At 74.0% G+C, this 22293-nt stretch carries 20 protein-coding genes; 11 read left to right on the top strand and 9 right to left on the bottom strand.

From position 1 onward, the window contains the following. Positions 1-3: 3 nt before the first annotated feature. On the top strand, positions 4-2484 hold the full coding sequence (gene treY / locus ACH4S9_RS23590) for a malto-oligosyltrehalose synthase (protein WP_385347608.1): 2481 nt from the start codon (positions 4-6) through the stop codon (positions 2482-2484). Positions 2485-2625: 141 nt separating this feature from the next. Further along, positions 2626-3723, top strand: a complete 1098-nt coding sequence (locus ACH4S9_RS23585) for a lytic polysaccharide monooxygenase (RefSeq protein ID WP_361187175.1) — start codon at positions 2626-2628, stop codon at positions 3721-3723. A gap of 95 nt (positions 3724-3818) precedes the next feature. On the opposite strand, the gene ACH4S9_RS23580 is transcribed toward ACH4S9_RS23585, so the two are convergent. Further along, a complete protein-coding gene (locus ACH4S9_RS23580; protein ID WP_398373761.1) occupies positions 3819-4751 on the bottom strand; it encodes a LysR family transcriptional regulator in 933 nt (310 codons plus the stop codon). A gap of 99 nt (positions 4752-4850) precedes the next feature. Between ACH4S9_RS23580 and lpdA the strand changes: the two genes are divergently transcribed. Then, positions 4851-6284, top strand: coding sequence for a dihydrolipoyl dehydrogenase (gene lpdA, locus ACH4S9_RS23575; protein WP_398373760.1), 1434 nt, complete (start codon positions 4851-4853; stop codon positions 6282-6284). Here lpdA and ACH4S9_RS23570 read toward each other — a convergent pair. Then, positions 6250-6501 carry a hypothetical protein gene (locus tag ACH4S9_RS23570; RefSeq protein ID WP_385347619.1) on the bottom strand — a complete coding sequence of 84 codons (252 nt, stop codon included), beginning with the start codon at positions 6499-6501 and terminating at the stop codon, positions 6250-6252. The genes lpdA and ACH4S9_RS23570 overlap by 35 nt on opposite strands. A gap of 126 nt (positions 6502-6627) precedes the next feature. Here ACH4S9_RS23570 and ACH4S9_RS23565 point away from each other — a divergent pair, with 126 nt between their 5' ends. Continuing rightward, the gene (locus ACH4S9_RS23565; protein ID WP_398373759.1) at positions 6628-7908 is read left to right on the top strand and encodes a sensor histidine kinase; all 1281 of its coding nucleotides are present in this window, start codon (positions 6628-6630) and stop codon (positions 7906-7908) included. Continuing rightward, entirely contained in the window at positions 7905-8615 is a 711-nt protein-coding gene (locus ACH4S9_RS23560; RefSeq protein WP_398373758.1) for a response regulator, read from the top strand. The genes ACH4S9_RS23565 and ACH4S9_RS23560 overlap by 4 nt, the downstream gene beginning before the upstream one ends. Positions 8616-8649: 34 nt before the next feature. On the opposite strand, the gene ACH4S9_RS23555 is transcribed toward ACH4S9_RS23560, so the two are convergent. Next, positions 8650-9468, bottom strand: a complete 819-nt coding sequence (locus ACH4S9_RS23555; RefSeq protein ID WP_398373757.1) for an aminotransferase class IV family protein — start codon at positions 9466-9468, stop codon at positions 8650-8652. Positions 9469-9583: 115 nt separating this feature from the next. On the opposite strand from ACH4S9_RS23555, the gene ACH4S9_RS23550 reads away from it, so the two are divergent. The 3 genes from ACH4S9_RS23550 (at position 9584) to treZ (ending at position 12953) form a co-directional block, all read left to right on the top strand. Next, positions 9584-9928: a MerR family transcriptional regulator gene (locus ACH4S9_RS23550; protein WP_311723868.1), complete on the top strand. Its 345-nt coding sequence runs from the start codon at positions 9584-9586 to the stop codon at positions 9926-9928. Positions 9929-10132: 204 nt separating this feature from the next. Continuing rightward, the gene (locus ACH4S9_RS23545) at positions 10133-11041 is read left to right on the top strand and encodes a GNAT family N-acetyltransferase (RefSeq protein WP_385347631.1); all 909 of its coding nucleotides are present in this window, start codon (positions 10133-10135) and stop codon (positions 11039-11041) included. A gap of 94 nt (positions 11042-11135) precedes the next feature. Beyond that, positions 11136-12953, top strand: a complete 1818-nt coding sequence (gene treZ, locus ACH4S9_RS23540) for a malto-oligosyltrehalose trehalohydrolase (RefSeq protein WP_398373756.1) — start codon at positions 11136-11138, stop codon at positions 12951-12953. On the opposite strand, the gene msrB is transcribed toward treZ, so the two are convergent. From msrB to ACH4S9_RS23520, 4 genes are all read right to left on the bottom strand, one after another. Continuing rightward, the gene (gene msrB, locus ACH4S9_RS23535) at positions 12905-13312 is read right to left on the bottom strand and encodes a peptide-methionine (R)-S-oxide reductase MsrB (RefSeq protein ID WP_311723597.1); all 408 of its coding nucleotides are present in this window, start codon (positions 13310-13312) and stop codon (positions 12905-12907) included. The genes treZ and msrB overlap by 49 nt on opposite strands. An 8-nt stretch (positions 13313-13320) precedes the next feature. After that, complete coding sequence (murC, locus tag ACH4S9_RS23530) at positions 13321-14751, bottom strand: UDP-N-acetylmuramate--L-alanine ligase (protein WP_398373755.1); 1431 nt, start codon at positions 14749-14751, stop codon at positions 13321-13323. Between the two features lie 128 nt (positions 14752-14879). After that, positions 14880-15356 (bottom strand): indole-3-glycerol phosphate synthase, encoded by a 477-nt coding sequence (locus ACH4S9_RS23525; protein WP_385347637.1) that lies wholly within the window; start codon positions 15354-15356, stop codon positions 14880-14882. A gap of 119 nt (positions 15357-15475) precedes the next feature. After that, entirely contained in the window at positions 15476-16297 is an 822-nt protein-coding gene (locus ACH4S9_RS23520) for a pyrimidine reductase family protein (RefSeq protein ID WP_311723600.1), read from the bottom strand. A 109-nt stretch (positions 16298-16406) separates the two neighbouring features. Between ACH4S9_RS23520 and zapE the strand changes: the two genes are divergently transcribed. Further along, entirely contained in the window at positions 16407-17507 is a 1101-nt protein-coding gene (gene zapE, locus ACH4S9_RS23515; protein WP_398374004.1) for a cell division protein ZapE, read from the top strand. Between the two features lie 96 nt (positions 17508-17603). Beyond that, the gene (locus tag ACH4S9_RS23510; RefSeq protein WP_385347643.1) at positions 17604-18998 is read left to right on the top strand and encodes a PhoX family protein; all 1395 of its coding nucleotides are present in this window, start codon (positions 17604-17606) and stop codon (positions 18996-18998) included. Between the two features lie 74 nt (positions 18999-19072). Here ACH4S9_RS23510 and ACH4S9_RS23505 read toward each other — a convergent pair whose 3' ends face one another. Beyond that, on the bottom strand, positions 19073-20692 hold the full coding sequence (locus ACH4S9_RS23505) for an ATP-binding cassette domain-containing protein (RefSeq protein ID WP_398373754.1): 1620 nt from the start codon (positions 20690-20692) through the stop codon (positions 19073-19075). 13 nt (positions 20693-20705) lie between these two features. Here ACH4S9_RS23505 and ACH4S9_RS23500 point away from each other — a divergent pair, with 13 nt between their 5' ends. Then, the gene (locus ACH4S9_RS23500; RefSeq protein ID WP_398374003.1) at positions 20706-21554 is read left to right on the top strand and encodes a peptidyl-tRNA hydrolase; all 849 of its coding nucleotides are present in this window, start codon (positions 20706-20708) and stop codon (positions 21552-21554) included. Positions 21555-21573: 19 nt separating this feature from the next. On the opposite strand, the gene ACH4S9_RS23495 is transcribed toward ACH4S9_RS23500, so the two are convergent. Then, positions 21574-22188: a class I SAM-dependent methyltransferase gene (locus tag ACH4S9_RS23495; RefSeq protein WP_398373753.1), complete on the bottom strand. Its 615-nt coding sequence runs from the start codon at positions 22186-22188 to the stop codon at positions 21574-21576. Between the last annotated feature and the right edge of the window lie 105 nt (positions 22189-22293).

Raw genomic sequence — 22293 nt, 5'->3', positions numbered from 1 at the left:
TCTATGACGTCCGACCGCACCGCGCCCGGGGCCGCCGCCCCGACCGCCACCTACCGGCTACAGCTCCAGCCCGCCTTCCCCTTCGGGGCGGCGCGCGAGGCCGTGCCGTATCTGGCCTCGCTCGGCGTGTCCCATCTGCATCTCTCGCCGGTGCTGGAGGCCGTGCCCGGCTCCACACACGGCTATGACGTGGTCGACCACTCGGCCGTGCGGGCGGAGCTGGGCGGCGAGGAGGGGCTGCGCTCCCTCGCCCGCGCCGCGCGCGACCATGGGCTCGGGCTGATCGTCGACATCGTCCCCAACCACATGGCAGTGCCCGCGCCGGAGCGGCTCAACCAACCGCTGTGGGAGGTGCTGCGGGACGGCCCCGCCTCGGCATACGCGCGATGGTTCGACATCGACTGGGGCCGGCACGGCGGCAAGGTGCTGCTGCCGGTGCTCGGCGGCCCGCTCGGCGACAAGCTGGCGGAGCTGCGGGTCGAGGGCGACGTGCTGCACTACCACGACCACGAGTTCCCGCTGCGGCCCGGCACCGAGGAGACGCCGCTGCCCGCGCTGCTGGACCGGCAGTGGTATCGGCTGGGCTGGTGGCGGCTGGCGCGTACGGAGCTGAACTACCGGCGCTTCTTCACCATCTCCGAGCTGATCGCGGTGCGGGTCGAGGACCCCGAGGTCTTCGCGGCGACCCACGGAAAGCTGCTGGAGCTGGTGCGCGACGGAGTGATCGACGGGCTGCGGGTGGACCATCCGGACGGCCTCGCCGACCCGGAGGGCTATCTGCGCCATCTGGACCGCGAGGTGCGGGCAGCGGCGGGCGGCGGCCGGTGGACCGTCGTGGAGAAGATCCTCGGCCGGGGCGAGCCGCTGCCCGCGCGCTGGCCCGTCGCCGGGACCACTGGCTATGACGCGCTGCACCACATCGACGGCCTCTTCGTCGACCCGGGCGGGCTGGCCGAGCTGACCGCGCTCTACCGCGCCTTCGCCGCACCCCCGGAGGACCTGGGCGGCGACTGGCCGGCCACCGTGCGGCGCGCCGCCCGCCGCGTGGTGACCCATGAGCTGGCCGCCGAGGTGGAGCGGCTGACGCGCTCGGCCGTGAAGATCTGCGCGGCCGACCCCGCGCTGCGTGACCACGCGCCCTGGGCGCTGCGCGCGGCGATCCACGAGCTGCTGGTGCGGCTGCCGGTCTACCGCCCGTATGTCTCCCCCGACGCCCCGGCGGCGCGGACGGACGCCGAGATGCTGACCCTGGCGGCGGAGGACGCGCGGGGAGCGTTCGCGGTGCCGGAGGAGGGGCGGGTGGTGTTCACGGTGCGGGACGCGGCACTCGGCAGGCTGGGGGACGGGCCGCACCACCGGGACTTCTGCGCGCGCTTCGCGCAGACCGCCGCCGCGCTGCGCGCCAAGTCGGTCGAGGACACCGCCTTCTACCGCTATGCCCCGCTGCTCTCGACGGCGGAGGTCGGCGGCGACCCGGGGCACCCCGCCGTCTCCCCCGCGGAGTTCCACGCCTTCGCCGCCCGGCTCCAGGCCGACTGGCCCACGACGGGCACGGTCCTGTCCACGCACGACACCAAGCGCAGCGCGGACGTGCGGGCGCGGCTCGCGGCGCTGACGGAGTGCCCCGAGCGCTGGGAACGGCTGCTGGTGGCGGTGGACGCGGAGGTGCGGGAGGCGGCGCCGGGCTCCGCGGCGGCACCGGATGCCCATCTGGTGTGGACGGCGTGGCAGACCGCGGTGGGCCTGGGCTCCGCGGACGGCGAGCGGCTGGTCCCCGCGCTGCTCAAGTCGGTGCGGGAGGCGGGGCTGCGGACGACGTGGACCGAACAGGACCCGGCATACGAGGAGGAGGTCGCCGCCTACCTGAAGGCGGGCCCGTGCGACCCCGGCCATGCGGCCTGGGCGGCGCTGGGCGGCGCGCTGGACGGCCCCGCGCGCGCCAACGCGCTGGGCGCGGCGCTGCTTCAGCTGACCATGCCGGGCGTGCCGGACCTCTACATGGGCACCGAGCACAGCTATGCCGCGCTGGTCGACCCCGACAACCGCCGCCCGCCCGAGCCGCGCCCCGAGCTGCTCGCCCAGCTGGACGCAAGGCGCGGGCCTGACGGGCCGTCGGCCGAGAAGCTGCTGCTGACCGCGGCGGCCCTGCGGCTGCGGAGGCGCCGGCCCCGGTGGTTCGGGCCGTCGGGCGCGTACACCCCGCTGGCCGCCGAGGGCCCGGCCGCCGCACACTGCGTGGCCTTTCTGCGGACGGACGGCCAGGGCGAGGGCGAGGGTGAAGACGGGGGCGGGGGCGGCGGGGCGGTCACCGCCGTCACCCGGCTGTCGCGGCGGCTCGCCGAGGCGGGCGGCTGGCGGGGCACGGCGCTGCCGCTGCCGCCGGGACGCTGGCGCGATCTGCTGACCGGGCGGGCGGCCGAGGGCGCCAGCCCGCTCGGCGAGCTCTTCGACCAACTTCCGGTGGCCCTGCTGATCCGTAACTGACGGCCCGCCAGAACTGATGCTGTGTTCGCGGCCTAAAGCATTTACACCTACTCCGGACGGCGCTACCTTCACAAAGTAACTTGGGAGCGCTCCCATACGACGGTTCCTGACCCGTTCGCGTCGAAGGGAAGAAGAAGCGCAATGCCACGACGATTGATGGCTCTCGCACGTCCCGCTCGCCCGCCGGGCCCCTCCCGCGCCCGCCGGTCCGTCCTGCTGGTCCTGCTCGGTGTGCTGCCCGCCCTCGGGCTGGTCTTCTTCGGTGGCGGCAGCGCCTCCGCGCACGGCGCGCCGATGGCACCGGGCAGCCGCACCTATCTGTGCTGGAAGTACAGCCTGTCCAGCACCGGAGAGGTCAAGCCGACCAACCCCGCCTGCAAGGCCGCGTTCGACAAGAGCGGGGCCACCCCGTTCTACAACTGGTTCGCGGTGCTGCGTTCGGACGGGGCCGGCCGGACCAAGGGCTTCATCCCGGACGGCCAGCTGTGCAGCGGCGCGGCCACCGTCTACAACTTCTCCGGCTTCGACCTGGGCAGCAACGACTGGCCGGTGACCCATCTGACCGCCGGCAAGTCGATGCAGTTCACCTACAACGCCTGGGCCGCGCACCCCGGTTCGTTCCGCAGCTACGTCACCAAGAACGCGATCGACCCGACGAAGCCGCTCACCTGGAACGACCTGGAGGACCAGCCGTTCAACACGGTGACGAACCCGCCGCAGACGGGCCCGGTCGGCACGGTGGACGGCAAGTACACCTGGACCGCCAATCTGCCCTCGGGCAAGAGCGGCCGCCACATCATCTACACCGTCTGGACCCGCTCGGACAGCCAGGAGACCTTCTACAGCTGCTCCGACGTGGTCTTCGACGGCGGCAACGGTGAGGTGACGGTGCCGGGCGCCTCCAGCGGCGGCAGCGACCCGACCAACCCGCCGACGGCCAAGTGCACCGCCTCCCAGAAGACCACCAGCACCTGGAACGGCGGCTACCAGGCCGAGGTGACAGTGGCCAACACCGGCGCCACCCCCATCTCCTCCTGGATGGTCGACTGGACACTGCCGTCCGGGCAGCGGGTGGACAGCGTCTGGAACGGCAAACTGACCGCCACAGGCTCGGCCGCATCGGTGACCAACGCCGACTGGAACGGCTCCTTGGCGGCCGGGGCGTCGACGACCTTCGGCTATGCGGCCAGCGGCGGCTCACCCGACGCGGCGGCCGCGCCGATCTGCATGGTGCACTGACCCGATCCCACGCAGCGCGCCGACCCGCACGGCTCGCTGCCCCGACCCGATCCGCACGGTGCCCTGATCCGCTCCTCCGCCCTGTCAGGTGCACCTCACCCAGCCGGTCTGCCGCTCCCTTCCCCCTCGTGGGCGGCAGGCCGGCCTTTCCCCGTCCGCCCCCACCACCGCCGGTCCAGCAGCCCGACGAAGGAGGCCGCGGCCCCGGTGAGTTCGACCCGGGAGAACGCGGTCAGCTCGCGCCGCCAGGGCGGATCCAGCGGCAGCACCGCGCAGTCGTACCCCGCGGCCACATGCGCCGGGGCGATGAGCACCCCCGCCCCCGCCGCGGCCAGGCGCACCGCGGTCGAGGTGTGTTCGGTGCGGGCGCCGGTACGAGGAGTGAAGCCCGCCTGCTCACAGGCCAGGTCCAGAAAGCGCCGCCCCTCGACCACCGGCTCCAGCGCACAGCGCACCCAGTCCCGGTCCGCCAGCTCGGCCAGCCGCACGGAATCCTGCTTCGCCAGCGGGTCGTCCGGCTCCACGACCACCGCCATCTCCTCCTCGCCCAGCGACACCACGGGCCCCTGCCACGCCTTGGGGCGGTGGCCGACCGCGACATCCGCCACCCCGCGCTCCATGCGCTCGCGCAGCTCCTCGCCGGTGGCGTACTCGTGCACCGCCAGGCACACCTGGCCATGGCCGCGCCGCCAGCGCGCAAGGACCTCGGGGAGCACCCCGATGGCGAACGCGTGCAGGGTGGCGATATGCAGCTCTCCGCCCGCCGCCCCGGCCGCCGCCCGCGCGGCGCGCCGGGCCTGCCGGGCGCTGCGCACCGCGAACTCGGCGTGCGGAAGGAACGCCCGGCCCATGGGCGTCAGCCGCACTCCGCGCGGCAGCCGCTCCAGCAGCGCGCCGCCGACCTCCCGCTCCAGGGCCTTGATCTGGTGGGAGAGCGCGGACTGGGTGACGCCCAGCAGCTCGGCGGCATGGGTGAAGGACGCCTCCTCGACCACGGCCACGAGATATTCCATCTGACGCAGACTCATCGGGCCCCCACCTTCCCCCTCCTGTCATGCAGAAAATTCATCGTATCCAGAGAAACTTTGCCTTGGACTCATGGCTCGGTATGGGCACAGGGTGGACCCATGCATGAGACGGACATCATCGTCATCGGCGGCGGGACCGGCGGCTACAGCACCGCGCTGCGCGCCGCCACCCTCGGTCTCGACGTCGTGCTGGCCGAACGCGACCTGGTGGGCGGGACCTGTCTGCACCGCGGCTGCATCCCCAGCAAGGCCATGCTGCACGCCGCGGAGCTGGTCGACGGCATCGCCGAGGCGCGTGAGCGGTGGGGGGTGAAGGCCACCCTGGACGCCGTGGACTGGTCCGCGCTGACCGCGACCCGCGACGACATCGTGGCCCGCAACCACCGCGGCGTCGAGGGCCATCTGTCCCACGCGGGCGTCCGCGTGGTGCGCGGCTCCGCCGCCCTGACCGGCGCCCGCACGGTACGCATAACGAGCACAGAGACGGGCGCGGACGCGGGCGGCGAGTGGACCGCGCGCCGCGGCATCGTGCTGGCGACCGGCTCCCGCCCGCGCGCCCTCCCCGGCCTGCCGCCGGACGGCCGACAGGTCGTCACCAGCGACGACGCCCTCTTCGCCCCTGGACTCCCGGCCTCCGTCCTGGTGCTGGGCGGCGGTGCGATCGGCGTCGAATACGCTTCACTGCACCGCTCCATGGGCGCGCAGGTCACCCTCGTCGAGGCGGCGGACCGGCTGCTGCCCCTGGAGGACGCGGATGTCAGCCGCCATCTGACGCGCGGGCTGAAGAAGCGCGGCATCGAGGTGCTGACCGGCGCCCGGCTGGAGCACGCCGAGCCGTACGCGGACGGGGTGCGCGCCACCGTCCGCCCGGCCCGCGGCGAGCCGCGCACCCTCGACGCCGAGCGGCTGCTCGTCGCCGTGGGCCGCACCCCGGTCACCGACGGCCTGGACCTGGGCGCCGCCGGACTGACCACCGACGACCGCGGGTTTGTCGCCCCCGCCGACTGGTCGCGGCTGGAGACCGCGGTGCCGGGCATCCATGTCGTCGGCGATCTGCTGCCGCCGCCCTCACTCGGGCTGGCCCACGCCTCCTTCGCGGAAGGGCTGCTGGTGGCCGAGACCCTGGCGGGCCGCTCACCCCAGCCTGTCGACTACGACACCGTCCCCCGGGTGACCTACTCCAGCCCGCAGACCGCCGCGGTCGGCCTGTCGGAGGCCCAGGCGCGCGAGCGGGGCCACGATGTCGTCGTCAACACCATGCCGCTGACCGCGGTGGCCAAGGGCATGGTGCACGGCCAGGGCGGGATGGTGAAGGTCGTCGCCGAGCGGGCGGGCGAGGGCACCGGCAGGGTCCTCGGCGTCCATCTCGTCGGCCCCCATGTCTCGGAGATGATCGCCGAGAGCCAGCTGATCGTGGGCTGGGACGCCGAACCCTCGGACGTGGCCCGGCACATCCATCCGCACCCCACCCTCTCGGAGGCGGTCGGCGAGGCCTTCCTCACTCTCGCGGGGCGCGGTCTGCACCAGATATGAGCGGACCGGACGGGCGCTCGCCCGACTCCTCGGCGACGGCCACCACGATGAAGCCGACCACGGCCAGCCCGATACTCGCGTACAGCTCATAGCCGTCCAGGAACGGCAGAAAACGGACCAGCGCCATCAGCCGGAACCAGCCGATGAGCTCGTGGACGATCCCGACGAGCCCCTCGAACAGCAGAAAGCCGCCCACCAACTCGCATGCCTTTCTCATGTGTTCGACGCTATGCGGCGGACCGGCGGACGCGGGTCGGCCAAAGGTCTAAGGCCCTGCGACTTTGGTCGATACCCGCGTCCGAGGCGGCGACGGAGCCCATCCCTCCTCACTACATTCAACGGTATGAGCAGCTCGGACGCCGCGCCGACGGCGAACGCCAGAACGCGCCGCGCCCTGCGCGACTGGATCGTGGACGTGTGCTGCATCTCGCTCGCGGCCCTGTTCTCGCTGACGACCTCCGAGTCGATGGCCACGGACCCCTCGGTGTCCGACGAGGCGCTGTTCGCCGACCTGATGGCGGGCGCCCTGGCCTGTCTCGCGCTGTGGCTGCGCCGCCGCCGGCCGGTCGGGCTGGCGCTGGTCCTGCTCGCCGTCGGCACGGTCGCGTTCTACGTCTCGGGGCCGCTGCTCGTGGCGCTGTTCACGGTCGCGGTGCACCGGCCGCTGCGTACGGTCGCGTGGGTCGGCGGGGCGGCGCTGGCCCAGATCTTCGTCGCCCCGGCGGTACGCCCCGACCCCGACCTCGACTACACCGGAAACGTGCTTCTCGGGGCGCTGCTCGTCAGCGGCGCCATCGGCTGGGGCATGTTCGTGCGCTCCCGGCGCCAGTTGCTCGAATCGCTGCGCGACCGGGCCGCGCGGGCCGAGGCGGAGGCGGCGCTGCGCGCCGAGCGTACGCAGCGCCTGACGCGCGAGCGGATCGCCCGGGAGATGCATGACGTGCTCGCGCACCGGCTGTCCCTGCTGAGCGTGCACGCGGGCGCGCTGGAGTACCGGGCCGACGCGTCCCCGCAGGAGGTGGCCGAGGCCGCCGGGGTGATACGCAGCAGCGCGCACCAGGCGCTCCAGGACCTGCGCGAGGTGATCGGCGTGCTGCGGGCCCCGGACGCCGCCCCTGGCGCCACCGCCGCGGACGGCGCGCCCGACCGGCCCCAGCCGACCCTCGCCGATCTGCCGCGGCTGGTGGAGGAGTCGCGCCGGGCGGGCATGCGGGTGACGCTGTCGGACGAGGCGGGCGTCGCCGGGGCGGGCGCGGCGGCCGTGCCGGGCGCCACGGGGCGTACAGCCTACCGGATCGTGCAGGAAGGGCTGACCAACGCGCGCAAACACGCGCCGGACGCGGAGGTGGCGGTGACGGTGTCGGGAGCGCCCGGCGAGGGGCTGACCGTGGAGGTGCGCAATCCCGTAGGCGATCCCGTACGCAATCCCGTGCGCGCCCCGATGCGCGCCCGTACACCCGGTGCGCCGCCGGAGCACGAAGACCGGCCGGGGGCGATCCCCGGTTCGGGCCAGGGCCTGGCCGGGCTGGCCGAGCGCGCGGCGCTGACGGGCGGGCGGCTGGAGTGCGGCCCTTCGGACGCCGGGGACTTCCGGCTCCACGCCTGGCTACCGTGGCCCGCATGACCCCATCCCCTCCGGAACCCCCCACGCCCGCACCGGCAGCGGCCCCCGCCCCGATCCGCCTGCTGATCGTCGACGACGACCCGCTGGTCCGCGCCGGGCTGCGGCTGATGCTCGGCGGCGCGTCCTCCGGCATAGAGATCGTCGCCGAGGCGTCCGACGGCACCGAGGTGGACGCGCTCGTGGACCGCCACCTCCCCGATGTCGTCCTCATGGACATCCGCATGCCGACGGTGGACGGGCTGGCCGCCACCGAGCAGCTACGGAGCCGCGATTCCGCCCCCGAGGTGGTGATCCTGACGACCTTCAACGCGGACGAGCATGTGCTGCGGGCGCTGCGCGCCGGAGCAGCGGGCTTCGTACTCAAGGACACCCCGCCCGCCCAGCTCGTCGCGGCCGTGCGGCGGGTGGCCGCGGGCGAGCCGGTGCTGTCCCCCGCGGTGACCCAGCAGCTGATCGAGCATGTGGCGGGCTCCGGGCGGGACGGGCGGCGGGAGCGGGCCCGGGGGCTGCTGGACCGGCTGAACGACCGGGAGCGCGAGGTGGCGGTCGCCGTGGGCCAGGGCAAGTCCAACGCCGAGATCTCCGCCGGTCTGTTCATGAGCGTCGCGACCGTCAAGACGCATGTGTCGCGGATCCTGACCAAGCTGGATCTCAACAACCGGGTGCAGATCGCGCTGCTGGCCCATGACGCGGGCCTGCTCGAATGACGTCCGCCAAAGCCCCTGACGCCCGTCCGAACGCTCACGGGGCGGTGAGCGGTTCGGCCCGGTAGGCGCGGTGCAGCAGGTCCAGGAAGGCCGGCGCTTCGGGCAGGGGCACCGAGCCGATCCGGCGCACCGCCACACCCGGCGTCCAGGAGTTCATGACCACGCCCCCGGCCAGCTCCGGCAGGTCGGCGAGCGTGACCTCCTGGACGCGCTGGGGGACGCCGAGGCCGTCCAGCTGCCGGCGGACGATGCTCATGGTGATCCCGCCCAGCACCTCGGCCTCGGGCCACACCACCGCGTCCCCGTCCCAGAAGGCGAGGTTCCAGATCGTCGCCTCGCTGAGCCGGCCCCGGCGGTCGACGAAGGCGGCGTCGTCGAAGCCCTGGGCGACGGCCCGGCGGAGGAGGTAGGTCTTGGCCACCTCGCCGACGTGCTTCACGGCCGGGAGGAATCGTTCGTGCTCCATCGCCGCCAGCGCCAGCGGGCCCTCCGGGCCGGAGGCGGGCGGCCCGGTGCGGACCAGCACATCGAGCTTCGCCTCGCCGCTCGCCGTGAACTCCCCCGCCGGGGAGTAGACCGTGGCCGTCAGCGAGAGGTCGGCCGGCCCGGCTTCCAGCGCCGCCCGCAGATACGACCGCACCTGGTCGTCGGGCAGCGCGTGGCCGAACAGCTCCACCGAGGCGGTCCGCAGCCGCTCCAGATGGAGGTCGAGGCCCCGGACCCGGCCCCGGCGCACCTGCATGGCGGTGAAGTGGGCGTAGCCCGCGAACGCGAGCGGCGCCAGCTCCTCGGCGGTCGCCGCTCGTCCGTTGCGGTGTGCGACAAAAGCGCCAAAATCGGAAAGGGAAGTCATGAACGCTCCAACGGATGACGGAATCGGCGGAATAACCGCCCGCGGAATGACGTTAGGGGTTCACACCGATGGAAGGGTCAAGCTCGGAAGTGGGGCGGAACGCATGGCAGGGCGCATGCTGATCGGGGAGTTGTCCCGGCGCACCGGGGTCAGCACGCGGTTGCTGCGGTACTACGAGGAGCAGGGGCTGCTCGAGGCCGGACGCGGCCCCAACGGCTACCGCGACTATGACGAGGGCTCGGTGGTCACGGTGCGGCAGATCCGCGCCCTGCTGAGCGCCGGGCTGTCCACCGAGGTGATCCGTACGCTGCTGCCGTGCGTCCGGGGCGAGCAGCCGGGGTTCGACTGGTGCCCGGACATACGGGCCACCCTCCAACGGGAGTTGGCGGCCGTGGACGAGCGCATCGACGACCTCCAACGCAACCGGGGCGCGCTCGCCGACTATCTGGCGCAGCCCTGAGCCGTCCCCGTCGGGCACCCGGAAAAACGCCTGGACATGAACTCGTCGGCCCGCATAGTGTGCGGGCACGCCCGTGATCGAGGAAGGAGGCGAGAGCCATGGACATCATCACGTTCCCGCGCTCCCGCCCCTTGTCCGCCGGGCGTACCTGAAGTCTGATCTCCGATCCGACCGGGAGCGCATCGTATTCCCGGAAGGAATCCCATGACCGATCTGGTCATCCGCGCGCTCACCGAGGGCGACGCACATCTCTTTCACACCCTGCACGACCCCGCGCTCGTCGGCCGCGCCCGCTTCGGCTTCACCTACCGCACCCGCGCCGAGGGCGGCGACTACCGCCCCGACTGGACGTGGGTCGCGCTGCGTGACGACCGCGTGGTCGCCCGCGCCGCCTGGTGGGGCGCGGGCGACGACAAGGCCCCCGTCGCGCTGGACTGGTTCGACTTCGCCGACGGCGAGGCCGACGCGGCGGCGGAGCTGCTGCGCACCGCCCCGCTGCACACCGAGTACAGCCTGCTGGTGGCGCCCGGCTGGCGTGAGCGGCCCGAGGAGCGGGCGGCGGCACAGGCCCGGATAGACGCCGCCATCGCCGGCGGAATGAAGCCGCTGGTGGAGCGCTACCGCTACGAGTGGACGCCCGAGTGCGGGCTGCCCGCGCGGCCGGGGCGGCTGGAGTTCCGGCCCGAGCCCGACGACGCGGTGATCGCCGACGTGCTGCGCCGCATCATGCCGGGCACGCTCGACGCACACGACCTGCGGGCCATCGAGCAAGGGGGCATCGACGCCCCGGTGCGCGAACTGATGGACTTCTTCAACTGGTGCCCGTCGCCGCGCGAGTGGTGGCGGCTGGCGTGGACGCCGGAGGGCGAGCTGGTCGGCATCCAGGTGCCCGCGCACAACCCGTCCGGCCCGTGCGTCGGCTACATCGGGGTGGTCGACGGGCAGCGCGGCCACGGCTATGCGTACGACCTGCTGGTGGAGTGCACCCACGACCTGGTGGAGCGGGGCGCGACGAAGATCGCGGCGGCGACCGACCAGCCCAACATCCCGATGGCCAGGCACTTCGCCAAGGCGGGCTATCCCATCACCCAGGAGCGCATCGACCTCGTCTGACCTCATCCGACCTCATCGCGGCGTTCCTGCTGCGCGGCGCGCCCCGCGTCGCGCAGCATGGTTCCCCGGACGCCGATGAGGTGAGGAGAGGCCAGTGCTGTTCGAGGTGTGGGCGCCGCGCGCCGGGCGGGTCGGGCTCCAGCTGGAGGGACATACGCACCCCATGGAGCGCGACCCGGCCCGGGAGGGGTGGTGGCGGGCGGCAGCCGAGGCCGCCCCCGGCGCGCGCTACGGCTTCGCGCTGGACGGCGGCGCGCCGCTGCCCGACCCGCGCTCCCGCCGCCGGCCCGACGGCCCCGAGGGCCTGAGCGCGGTGGTCGACCCCGCGGGCTTTTCGTGGCGGCGGGAGTGGCGGGGGCGGGCGCTGCCGGGCGCGGTCCTGTACGAGCTGCACATCGGCACCTTCACCCGTGAGGGCACCTTCGACGCGGCCGCCGAGCGCCTGCCGCACCTGGCGGAGCTGGGCGTCACCCACATCGAGTTGATGCCGGTGTGCCCGTTCCCGGGGACGCACGGCTGGGGGTACGACGGGGTGGCGCCATGGGCCGTGCACGAGCCGTACGGGGGGCCGGAGGGGCTCGCGCGCTTCGTCGACGCCGCGCATGGCCACGGCCTCGGCGTGGTGCTGGACGTGGTCCACAACCACCTGGGCCCGTCCGGCAACCATCTCCCCCAGTTCGGTCCGTACTTCACCGACACCCACCACACACCGTGGGGTGCGGCCGTCAACCTGGACGCCCCCGGCTCGGACGAGGTCCGCGCGTACTTCCTCGGCAGCGCCCTCGCCTGGCTGCGCGACTACCGCCTGGACGGGCTGCGTCTTGACGCGGTGCACGCGCTGCGCGACACCCGGGCGCGCCACTTCCTCGCCGAGCTGTCCGCCGCCGTGGACGCGCTGGCCGTGGAGGTGGGCCGGCCGCTGTTCCTGATCGGCGAGTCCGATCTGAACGACCCGCACACCACGGCGCCGCGCGAGGCGGGCGGCCACGGCCTGCACGCGCAGTGGAACGACGACTTCCATCACGCCCTGCACACCCTGCTGACCGGCGAACGGCAGGGCTATTACGCCGACTTCGCCGAGCAGGGGCCGCACGCCCTGATGAAGACCCTGCTCGGCGGCTTCTTCCACGACGGCACCTACTCGTCCTTCCGCGGCCGGACCCACGGCGCCCCGCTCAACACCCTGGCCACCCCCTCGTACCGGCTGCTGGGCTACGCCCAGACCCATGACCAGATCGGCAACCGCGCGACGGGCGACCGGCTCTCCGCCCGGCTCTCCCCCGGGCTGCTGGCCTGCGCGGCCGCGGTCGTGCTGTGCTCCCCCTTCACACCGATGCTCTTCATGGGCGAGGAGTGGGGGGCCGGCACGCCCTGGCAGTACTTCACGGACCACCAGGACCCGGAGCTGGCCGAGGCCGTACGGCGCGGCCGGCGCCGCGAGTTCGCCGCCCACGGCTGGGCGGAGGAGGACATCCCCGACCCACAGGACCCGGCGACGCGGCTGCGCTCCTGCCTGGACTGGTCCGAGCCGGACCGCGAGCCGCACGCGGAGCTGCTCGGCTGGTACCGGCGGCTGATCGGGCTGCGCCGCGCCGAACCGGCCCTGGCCGACCCGTGGTGGTCCGCCACCGGGCTGTCCGTCGCCGCGGACGGCTGTCTCGGCTTCCGGCGCGGCCCCCTGTACGTCCTGGTCAACCCGCGCGACCGCCCGGCACAGGCCCGGCTCGGCGCCCCCGCCGCCGACGGCGCCGAGGTCGTCGCCGCCTGGCGCCCCACCGACCCGCCCGCCGCGGACGGCACCCTGCGGCTGCCGCCGGAGACGGCCGTGGTGCTGCGGTGCGGCGGCGGCCGGGCGGGGCCGGATCAGCCCTCCCTGGGCTCCAGCCGCAGCGAGATCGAGTTGATGCAGTAACGCTGGTCGGTCGGGGTCGGGTAGCCCTCGCCCGCGAAGACATGGCCGAGGTGGGAGCCGCAGCGGGCGCAGCGGACCTCGGTGCGGACCATGCCGTGCGTGCGGTCCTCGATCAGTTCGACGGCGGAGGAGTCGGCCGGGTCGTAGAAGGACGGCCAGCCGCAGTGGCTCTCGAACTTGGTCTGCGAGGTGAACAGCTCGGCCCCGCAGGCCCGACAGGAGTAGACGCCGGTCGTCTTGGTGTCGGTGTACTCACCGGTGAAGGCGCGCTCGGTGCCGGCCTCGCGGAGGACGTGGTACTCCTGCGGGTTCAGCTCCGCGCGCCACTGCTCTTCCGGCTTGTCGATCTCGTACGGCATGGAATCTCCTAGCTCTCGGCGCTCTCGACGCTCCGCAGGCGGGCGAGGATCTCCGGACCGAGGTCCGTGACGTCGCCGGCGCCCATGGTGAGAACAAGGTCACCGGGCTTGGCCATTCCTGCGATCAGCCCGGGGATCGCGGTCCGATCGTGCTCGGCGGCGACGTCCGCGCCGTGCCGGGCCGCGGCGTCGATCACCAGGGCGCTGGTGATGCCGGGGACGGGGTCCTCGCGGGCGGGGTAGATGTCCAGGACGACGCTGGCATCGGCGAGCGCGAGGGCCTCGCCCATCTCGGCGCCCAGCTCGCGGGTGCGGCTGAAGAGGTGCGGCTGGAAGACCACCAGGACCCGGCCGTCGCCCGCGCCACCGCGGATCGCCTCCAGGTCGGCGGAGATCTCGGTGGGGTGGTGTGCGTAGGAGTCGATGACCTGCACCCCGGCCGCGACGCCCTTGAGCTGGAGGCGGCGCTTGACGCCGGTGTACGAGCCGAGGGCGGGGGCCAGCTCGCGGGCGGGGACGCCGAGGGCGGCGCCCGCGGTCAGGGCGGCGACGGCGTTCAGGGCGTAGTGGCGGCCGGGGACGGAGACCGTGAAGGTCAGCTCGCCGCCGCCGAGGGCGTCCGCGAGCGCCACGGTGACCTCGCTGGTCAGCCCGTGCTGGGTGATCCCCAGCACGTGTACGTCCGCGTCCGGGTGCTCGCCGTAGGTGAGGACGCGCAGCCCCTCGCGGCCGGTGACGCGGCCGGTCAGCTCGCGGGCGCCGGGGTGGTCGGCGGAGATCACCAGGGTGCCGCCGGGCCGGATCCGTTCCACGAAGGTCTGGAACGACTCGTGGATCTCCTCCATCGAGGCGTAGTTGGCGTGGTGGTCGAGCTCCACGTTGAGGATGATCGCGACCTTGGGCGCGTACTTGTGGAAGCTGCGGTCGCTTTCATCCGCCTCGGCGACGAAGATCTCGCCGCCGCCATGGTGGGCGTTGGAGCCGGGGGCGTCCAGGTCGCCGCCGATCGCGTACGACGGGTCGAGGCCGAGGGCGGTGAGGGAGACGGCCAGCATGGAGGTGGTGGTCGTCTTGCCGTGGGTGCCCGCGACCGCGATCGGGCGGGCGCCGTCCATCAGGCCGGCCAGCGCGTCGGAGCGGTGTATGACCGGGACGCCGCGCTCGGCGGCGGCGACCAGCTCGGCGTTGTCGGCGCGGATCGCGCTGGAGACGACCACGCTGGTGGCGTCGGCGGCCAGGTGCCCGGCGGCGTGGCCGATGTGCACCGTCACCCCGAGCTCGCGCAGCGCCTCGACGGTCGGGGAGTCCTTGGAGTCGCTGCCCGCGACCCGTGAGCCGCGCATGGCGAGGATCTTCGCGATGCCCGACATCCCGGCGCCGCCGATGCCGATGAAGTGCGGTCGGTCCATCGCGTCGGAGGCAAAGCCGGCCGGTGCCATGTGCGGGTCTCCCCTGGGTCGCGGTTCGTCGCTGTCGGCCCCGATTCTCGCACCCCGTGAGGACGGGTCCGGCGAAGGCCCGTCCGGTGCACAGCGGCGGCAGCGGCGGCAGCGGCGCGCGGGCGCGCTCAGCCGCGCTTCGTCGGCTGTTCCTCGTCGGCCGCGTGGGAGAAGAGCTTGAGCACGGGGACGCCCACCTTGTGCCGCGCCCGGGACGCCCAGTCGCGGTGGAAGAACTCCTCCACGAAATGCGGCGCGGTCAGCACGATCACCTCGTCGGCGTGGGCCTCCTCGACGACGCCCCGCAGCGCGTCCAGCGGGTGGCGCTGGACGACCTGCCCGCGGGCCTCGGCGCCCGCCACGCGCAGGGCGGCGACGGAGTGGGCCAGGGCTCGCTCGGCGGGCTCCAGCGCCTCCTTCCCCTCGGGCTCCTCACGCTCCTGGACGGCCTGCTCCAGTTCGCCGAGCGCGATGTCGTCAATGGCGCGCAGCAGCCGGTCCTTGCTGCCCCGCGGCTGCATGAGCACCACGAAGGAGACCGGGTCGTCGCCGTGCAGGCCGGTGACGAATTCCACGTCGACGGGGCTCAGGGGCATCTCGATCATCAATACGCTCGTGAACACGGGCGGCGCCCTTCTTCTGCGATATATCTACGATATATCCTTTATATTCCGCTTTCGCCAGGTTTTCGCCAGGTTTTCGCCAGGTTTTCGCCGGGTTTTCGCTAAGGCTGATTATCGCCGTATTGGCGCTTCCGACGGTAGCTGGTGAAGAGAAACCCGGCGTCCTCCAGGACAGAAGAGAGAGCGAACCGTTCCGGTTCCATCAGCGTGGGGCCGTTGACGATCCGCTCCGCGTCGCCCGCCGCCACCATCGGCGCCAGCGACAGACACAGCTCGTCCAGCACCCCGGCCGCCGCGAACTGCCCGAGCAGCTTCGGCCCGCCCTCCGACAGCAGCCTGGTGAGGCCCCGCTCGGCCAGCGCGGCCACCACCCGCGCCGGTTCCACCCGCCGCCCCTCCCCCGCCAGGACCACCTCGGCCCCGGCCGCACGGGCAGCCGCCACCCGCTCCGCGGGCGCCTGCGCGCCGGTGACCACGAGCGTGGGCACCAGCGGCTCGGTGAACAGCGGCAGCGAGAAGTCCAGGTCCAGACTCGCGCTGACCACGGCGATCGCGGGCACCGGCGGACGGCCCAGCGCCGCCCGCCGCGCGGCGAACGCCTCGCGGGCGCGGGCCGGGCGGTAGCCCTCGCGGCGTACGGTCTCGGCGCCGACCACGACCGCGTCGGCCAGCCCGCGCAGCACCCCGAAGATCCGCATGTCGGCGGCGGAGGACAGCGGCTGCGACCGGCCGTCGTGGTGGGCGGCTCCGTCCAGCGAGGACACCATGTTGGCCCGCAGCCAGGCCCCCGCGGGCCGCCCCGGCCCGGCCGGGGACTCCGGGTAGGCGTAGAGGTCCGCCAGCTCGTCCAGAGCCCACTCGCGGTCCTCCCACGGGGACGGTCCGGTCGGCGGGTCGGCGGGCAGTGGGAACAGGCGTCGCATAGGCCGCAGTGTGACATGCCTCCCTATCGGACGGTGACCTCCCCCGAAGGGACTACGCTGGGAGTTTGTGTCATCGCGAACCACCACGTCCGACAGGCCCGCGGGTCCGATAGCCGAGGAACCCCCCGGCAATACCGACATCCCCGCCGCCCCCGTCGCCCTCGCCTCCCGCACCCCGCACGTGCCCGCCGAGCGTCTGGTCGCGGAGATGGTCCCGCCGCCGCGCTTCTCGACGGTGAGCTTCGACAACTACATCCCGGACCCGGGACAGCCCAGCCAGGCCACGGCCGTCAAGGAGCTGGCGGCCTTCGCCACCTCCGTCGGCGGCGGCCCGGGGGCGGCGGAGCCCCGCCGCAGGAGCTGGTTCCGCCGGGAGTCCAGGCCCACCGCGCCGCGCGGCCCGCGCGGGATGTATCTGGACGGCGGCTACGGCGTCGGCAAGACCCATCTGCTGGCCTCCCTCTGGCACGCCACCCCGGGCGCGCCCGAGAAAAAGGCGTTCGGCACCTTCGTCGAGCTGACCAACCTGGTCGGCGCCCTCGGCTTCCAGCAGACCGTGCAGACGCTCAGCGGCCACCGGCTGCTGTGCATCGACGAGTTCGAGCTGGACGACCCGGGCGACACCGTGCTGGTCTCCTCGCTCCTCGGCAAGCTGGTCGACGCGGGGGTCGCGCTGGCCGCCACCTCCAACACGCTCCCCGGCAAGCTCGGCGAGGGCCGGTTCGCCGCGGCCGACTTCCTGCGCGAGATCCAGGGGCTGTCCGCCCACTTCCGGGCGCTGCGCATCGACGGCGAGGACTACCGCCACCGCGGTCTGCCGAAGGCCCCCGCCCCGTATTCGGACGAGGCCGTCACCCGCGTCGCGCACCGCACGCCCGACGCCTCGCTCGACGACTTCCCCGCCCTCCTCGAGCACCTCTCCCGGGTACACCCGAGCCGCTACGGCGCGATGTGCGACGGAATCCACGCGGTGTGTCTGACCGGGGTCGGGCCGGTGCCCGACCAGTCGACCGCGCTGCGGCTCGTGGTCCTCGCGGACCGGCTGTACGACCGCGAGGTGCCGGTGCTGGCGTCCGGCGTGCCGTTCGACCGACTCTTCAGCGAGGAGATGCTCCAGGGCGGCTACCGGAAGAAGTACTTCCGGGCGATATCCCGGCTCACGGCGCTCGCCCGCGACGCGGGGCGGCTGACGGAGCAGCCGGGCGACTGACGGAGCAGCGGCGCGCGATCGGATGGTTCCCGTAAGCGAATTCGCGTGATACACACGTGCGGTCACATTTCCTGTCCGCCAACAGGGAGTTACCGCATGTCAGTAACACGACGTCAGGCCCTGGCCCGCAGCGGCGCGGCCGGTGCCTCCATCGCCTTCGCCGGTGCCATCTCCGAGCTCTTCGCCGGCACCGCCGCGGCCGCCGAGCCGGGCCCGCAGGCCGCGGCCGGCTCGGGCGGGTACGGCCCGCTCGTCCCCGACCCCGACGGCCTTCTCGACCTCCCCAAGGGCTTCCGCTACCGGGTGCTGTCCCGCGAGGGCGACGAGCTGCGCTCCGGCGAGGGCAAGGTCCCCAGCAACCACGACGGCATGGCGGCCTTCCCCGGCCGGTCCGGCGCCAGAGCCCGCACCCACCTGGTCCGCAACCACGAGAACCGCCCCACCGCCGCGATCCGCGTCCCCGCGGTCAAGGGCCTCACCTACGACCCCATGGGCATGGGCGGCTGCACCGCCCTCGAACTCGACGCCGGCAACCGCGTCCTGGCCGAACACGTCGCCATCGCGGGCACCGCGGTCAACTGCGCGGGCGGCCCGACCCCCTGGAACACCTGGCTGACCTGCGAGGAGACCGAGGACAAGGCCGGCACCAACGGCTACACCAAGGACCACGGCTTCATCTTCGAGGTCGACCCGTACGACCCGCGCCGCACCGGCGCCGTGCCGCTCACCGCGATGGGGCGCTTCCAGCACGAGGCCATCGCGATCGACCCGCGCAACGGCGTCGTCTACGAGACCGAGGACGCCTTCGACAAGCCCTTCGGCCTCTTCTACCGCTTTCTGCCGCGCAAGCCGCTCGGCGGCACGGGCTCGCTGCGCGCGGGCGGCGACCTGTACGCGATGCGCGTGCCCGGGGTGCGGGACCTGTCGGTCGTCCAGGAGACCGGCACGACCTTCCACGACATCGAGTGGGTGCCGGTCCCCGACCCGCTGGCCGGACAGACCCCGATCCGGTTCCAGGACTTCGGCCCCCAGGGCATCACGCACGCGCAGAAGCTGGAGGGCTGCTACTGGGGCGGCACATCCGTCTATTTCGTCTCCAGCTTCGCCAAGAGCGCGAACGGCTCGGCCGCCGACCACTACGGGCAGATCTGGCGGTACGACCCGGACCAGCGCCGCCTCACGCTCGTGATCGTCTTCGGCCCGAGCACGGACGTCCAGCTGCCCGGCGAGTCACCGGACAACATCACGCTCGCGCCCAGCGGCGGCCTGATGGTCTGCGAGGACGGCAGCGGCGCGCAGCATGTCTACGGGCTGACCAGGCGCGGGGAGGTGTACCCGATGGCCCGGGGGCGCCAGAACCTGGGCACCCCGGAGGAGCCCGAGTGGGGTGAGTTCGCGGGGGTGACCTTCTCGGCCGACCGCCGCACGATGTACGTCAACTGCTACACCCCGGGCACGACCTTCGCGGTGACCGGACCCTGGCGCCACTGAGCCCCGCCGCTCCGCGGCCTGCTCCGCCCGCCTCGGCCGGAGCGGGCCGTCCGCGCCGACGCCCCCGTACGGCCTCAGGACCGTCGTGAGCTGAGCGCGCAGGCCAGCGCGGTCGCCCCCGCGGCGGCCGCGGCGGTCAGGGCGAGCGGCAGCAGGGGCAGCGTCACGGTGCCCGTGTGCGAGCCGCCGACCAGGTCGGACACGGCGGCGTTCGCGGGCGACACCTGGACCACCAGCACCAGGAGCGAGGCGACCGCGGTGGCCTGGATGCCCCAGCCGTTGCTGAGCAGCAGCGGACGGCTGAACAGCACGCCGACCACCACGCCCAGCAGGGCGCAGATGAGCGCCGCGAGCAGCCCGGCGGACGTCGCGTCGAGGCGTGAGATGTCGATCCGCTGATCGGAGGTCTTCGGATCGCTGATCAGGGCGACGAACAGCGCTCCCGCGACGCCGAGCACGGCCGCCGCGGACAGCCCGGTGAGCACGGCGCCGAGGTGGACCCGGGCCGGGCTCGTCGCCGCGGCGGAGCAGTTGCGCGCCGCGGGCGGCTCGTTGCTGACGCACACGCGCACCAGCCAGGCCGCGATGGGGAGCAGTGCGCCCGCGGCGTACCCGAAGGAGTCGAGGATCGGCTGGCCCGCCGCCACGCCGATGCCCATGAACGCCGCGTACAGGACGATCGGCGGCACCCAGCGCTGCGAGCGGGCCAGCAGCGCCGCCTGATAGCGCAGCAGCGCGGGCAGCCGCCGCCCGGCCGCCGCCCCGGCTCCGGCCGGCCGCGGCCGGGGCCGCCGCTCCGGGGCGCCGGGGACGGCCCGGCCCTGGGCGGGCGCGGGCGTCACCGTGCGGATGTGCCAGGGCGGCCGGGCGGTGAGGAGCGCGCGCAGCAACGCGTCGGAGTGGGCGGCGGCGACCGTCAGCCGGACGGCGGGCGCGGCCCCGCCCGGGCCCGGCTCGCCGGCCGGGTCCCCCGGCAGGCCGTCCGGCAGCGAGACCCCCGGCGGACCCTCCACCTCGACGCATACGCGCGCCTCGGCGGCCCGGCCGGTCGGTGCGGCGCTCGGGAGGGGGGCGGCGGGCGTGCCCGGCGCCCGGACGAGCCGGGTGTCCACGACGTGGAGGACCTCGTCGGCGGCGTCGGCCAGGCGGCGTGGGTCGTGGTCGACGAAGACGACCGCGGCGCCGTCGGCGACGCGGTCGGTGACCGCCTGGTCCAGGACGGCGCGGGCGGCCTGGTCGAGACCGGTCCAGGCCTCGTCGAGGACGAGGAGGTCCGGGGCGGCCAGGAGGGCCTGGACCACGGCGACCTTCTGGCTGGTGCCCTTGGAGAGCTCGGCGAGCGGGATGCGCGCGTGGCCGCCCGCGTCGAAGCGCTCCAGCCACTCCTCGGCCCCGCGCGCCGCCACGGCGCCGCTGAGGCCGTGGAGGCGGCCGAGGTGGGTGAGGTAGCCGAGGGCGGTGAAGGGCAGCTCCGCGGGGAAGCGCTCGGGGACGTACGCGGTGCACGGGCGGCCGGTGATCCGGCCGGTGGTGGGTGCGTCGATGCCGGCGAGCAGCCGCAGGAGGGTGGACTTGCCGCTGCCGTTGCTCCCCACCACCCGGATCAGCGAGCCCGGCCGTACCTCGAGGTCGACGCCGTGCAGCACCCATGGCCCGCGCAGGCCGTAACGGCGGCCAACTTCATGCAGCATCATGCCGGTTGAGCCTATGCGGTCGCGGCCGTTCTGGGGGCACGTCGGCCCGGGTGGCACACTGGGGCCCGTGACCAGCGCCGACACCAGCCCCGACACCAGCCCCGGCCTCTCTTCCGACACCGGCTCCGCCCGCACCAGCCCGTTCCGGCACTCGGAGACCGACCGGGACGCCGCGCCGCAGTTCGTGCTGCCCCTGGTGGTGCACATCGAGAAGGCCGCGCCCCCGGCCCGTACGGACGCCCTGGAGACGGCGGCGCGCGCCGTGCTCGTGCTGCTGTCGGACGAGCGGGCGACGGCGCCGGACGGCGAGTGGACGGAGGCCGTGCGGAGCTGGCAGGACGCCCGGATCCGCAAGGTCGTACGGCGGGCGCGGGGCGCGGAGTGGCGGCGGGCCGAGGCGCTGCCGGGCATCACGCTCGGCGGCCCGGCGGCCGAGGGCGGCGCGGCGGCGGCCGAGGTGCGGGTGTTCCCCCCGGTGCCGCTCGACGGGTGGCCGAAGGACCTGGCCAAGCTCCAGGTCTCGGGCACCGACCTGGACGACCCCGAGCCGCCGCCCGTGCCGGATCCCGCCACGCCGGTGCTGTGGCTGAACCCGGAGATCGCCATGTCGGCGGGCAAGGCCATGGCGCAGGCCGGGCACGGCGCGCAGCTCGCGTGGTGGGAGCTGGACGACGCGGCCCGCATGGCCTGGCAGGCGGCCGGCTTCCCGCTGTCGGTGCGCACCCCGTCGGCGGACCACTGGGCCCGGCTGGTCGCGAGCGGTCTGCCGGTGGTGCGCGACGCAGGGTACACCGAGATCGCGCCCGGCTCGTGCACGGTCGTCGCCGACCACCCGGCCCTGCGCGGGCCCGGCCGCGCCTGACGGCCCTGTTCGCCCTCGCCTACCGGCCGCCGGCGCTCCGTCGGCGGATCGCCCGGGTCACGACCGGCGGGAGCACATCGGCCGCCAGCCTGCGGACCGGGCCGCGGCGGCGCGGCGCGGACGGCGCGGAACGGTCCGGCGTCGGGCACCGCGCGCCGGGCTCCACCTCAGTGCGCCCGGCCTCGCGGGGCTCCTCGGCGTACCGGGAGCGGGGCGCGGCCGGGTTGGGCGGGCGACCCGAGAAGCGCAGCACCCGCTGTCCGGCGATCTCCTGCACGCTCAGGTGCGTCCCGGCCCGCCACTCCTCGTCGGCGATCAGCTCCTCCTGGAGCGGCTCGGGGTCACCCCAGGCGCCGTACAGCTTCTGGGTGCTCAGACACACCGGCCGCAATCCGCGCAGGAACACCGCCTCCCAGGTGGCGGCCGCCACGCCCGGGATGTGCTCGGAGCGGAAGTCGTCCAGGGCCACCACCCCGGTCGGCACCATCGCCGTGCGGGCGGCGTCGATGTCGCCCGCCACGTGCTCGTACAGATGCGCGGCGTCGACGTGGACGAAGCGGCAGCTGTCGGGGGCGACATGGCGCGGGACGAGCGAGGTGGGGCCCTGGACGACGTCCGGGGCTGTTGCCGTCATGGTGCTGTCCTCGGTCGGTCGCTTGCGGTGGGGGGTGACCGGCCGCCACGCTGGCAGCGGCAGGCAACGCCGCGTCGTCCCCACTGTGAGCGTTCTGTGACCGAA

The organism is Streptomyces sp. NPDC021225, from assembly GCF_044332865.1.
Classification (GTDB): domain Bacteria; phylum Actinomycetota; class Actinomycetes; order Streptomycetales; family Streptomycetaceae; genus Streptomyces.
Note: the sequence above shows the minus strand (reverse complement) of the source record. Positions and strands in the feature narration are given on the sequence as shown.

Excerpts from the sequence above, each read along its gene's own strand:
- treY (WP_385347608.1), top strand. The coding sequence starts at position 4 with ATGACGTCCGACCGCACCGCGCCCGGGGCCGCCGCCCCGACCGCCACC.
- ACH4S9_RS23585 (WP_361187175.1), top strand. The coding sequence starts at position 2,626 with ATGCCACGACGATTGATGGCTCTCGCACGTCCCGCTCGCCCGCCGGGC.
- ACH4S9_RS23580 (WP_398373761.1), bottom strand. The coding sequence starts at position 4,751 with ATGAGTCTGCGTCAGATGGAATATCTCGTGGCCGTGGTCGAGGAGGCG.
- lpdA (WP_398373760.1), top strand. The coding sequence starts at position 4,851 with ATGCATGAGACGGACATCATCGTCATCGGCGGCGGGACCGGCGGCTAC.
- ACH4S9_RS23570 (WP_385347619.1), bottom strand. The coding sequence starts at position 6,501 with ATGAGAAAGGCATGCGAGTTGGTGGGCGGCTTTCTGCTGTTCGAGGGG.
- ACH4S9_RS23565 (WP_398373759.1), top strand. The coding sequence starts at position 6,628 with ATGAGCAGCTCGGACGCCGCGCCGACGGCGAACGCCAGAACGCGCCGC.
- ACH4S9_RS23560 (WP_398373758.1), top strand. The coding sequence starts at position 7,905 with ATGACCCCATCCCCTCCGGAACCCCCCACGCCCGCACCGGCAGCGGCC.
- ACH4S9_RS23555 (WP_398373757.1), bottom strand. The coding sequence starts at position 9,468 with ATGACTTCCCTTTCCGATTTTGGCGCTTTTGTCGCACACCGCAACGGA.
- ACH4S9_RS23550 (WP_311723868.1), top strand. The coding sequence starts at position 9,584 with ATGCTGATCGGGGAGTTGTCCCGGCGCACCGGGGTCAGCACGCGGTTG.
- ACH4S9_RS23545 (WP_385347631.1), top strand. The coding sequence starts at position 10,133 with ATGACCGATCTGGTCATCCGCGCGCTCACCGAGGGCGACGCACATCTC.
- msrB (WP_311723597.1), bottom strand. The coding sequence starts at position 13,312 with ATGCCGTACGAGATCGACAAGCCGGAAGAGCAGTGGCGCGCGGAGCTG.
- murC (WP_398373755.1), bottom strand. The coding sequence starts at position 14,751 with ATGGCACCGGCCGGCTTTGCCTCCGACGCGATGGACCGACCGCACTTC.
- ACH4S9_RS23525 (WP_385347637.1), bottom strand. The coding sequence starts at position 15,356 with ATGATCGAGATGCCCCTGAGCCCCGTCGACGTGGAATTCGTCACCGGC.
- ACH4S9_RS23520 (WP_311723600.1), bottom strand. The coding sequence starts at position 16,297 with ATGCGACGCCTGTTCCCACTGCCCGCCGACCCGCCGACCGGACCGTCC.
- ACH4S9_RS23510 (WP_385347643.1), top strand. The coding sequence starts at position 17,604 with ATGTCAGTAACACGACGTCAGGCCCTGGCCCGCAGCGGCGCGGCCGGT.
- ACH4S9_RS23505 (WP_398373754.1), bottom strand. The coding sequence starts at position 20,692 with ATGATGCTGCATGAAGTTGGCCGCCGTTACGGCCTGCGCGGGCCATGG.
- ACH4S9_RS23500 (WP_398374003.1), top strand. The coding sequence starts at position 20,706 with ATGCGGTCGCGGCCGTTCTGGGGGCACGTCGGCCCGGGTGGCACACTG.
- ACH4S9_RS23495 (WP_398373753.1), bottom strand. The coding sequence starts at position 22,188 with ATGACGGCAACAGCCCCGGACGTCGTCCAGGGCCCCACCTCGCTCGTC.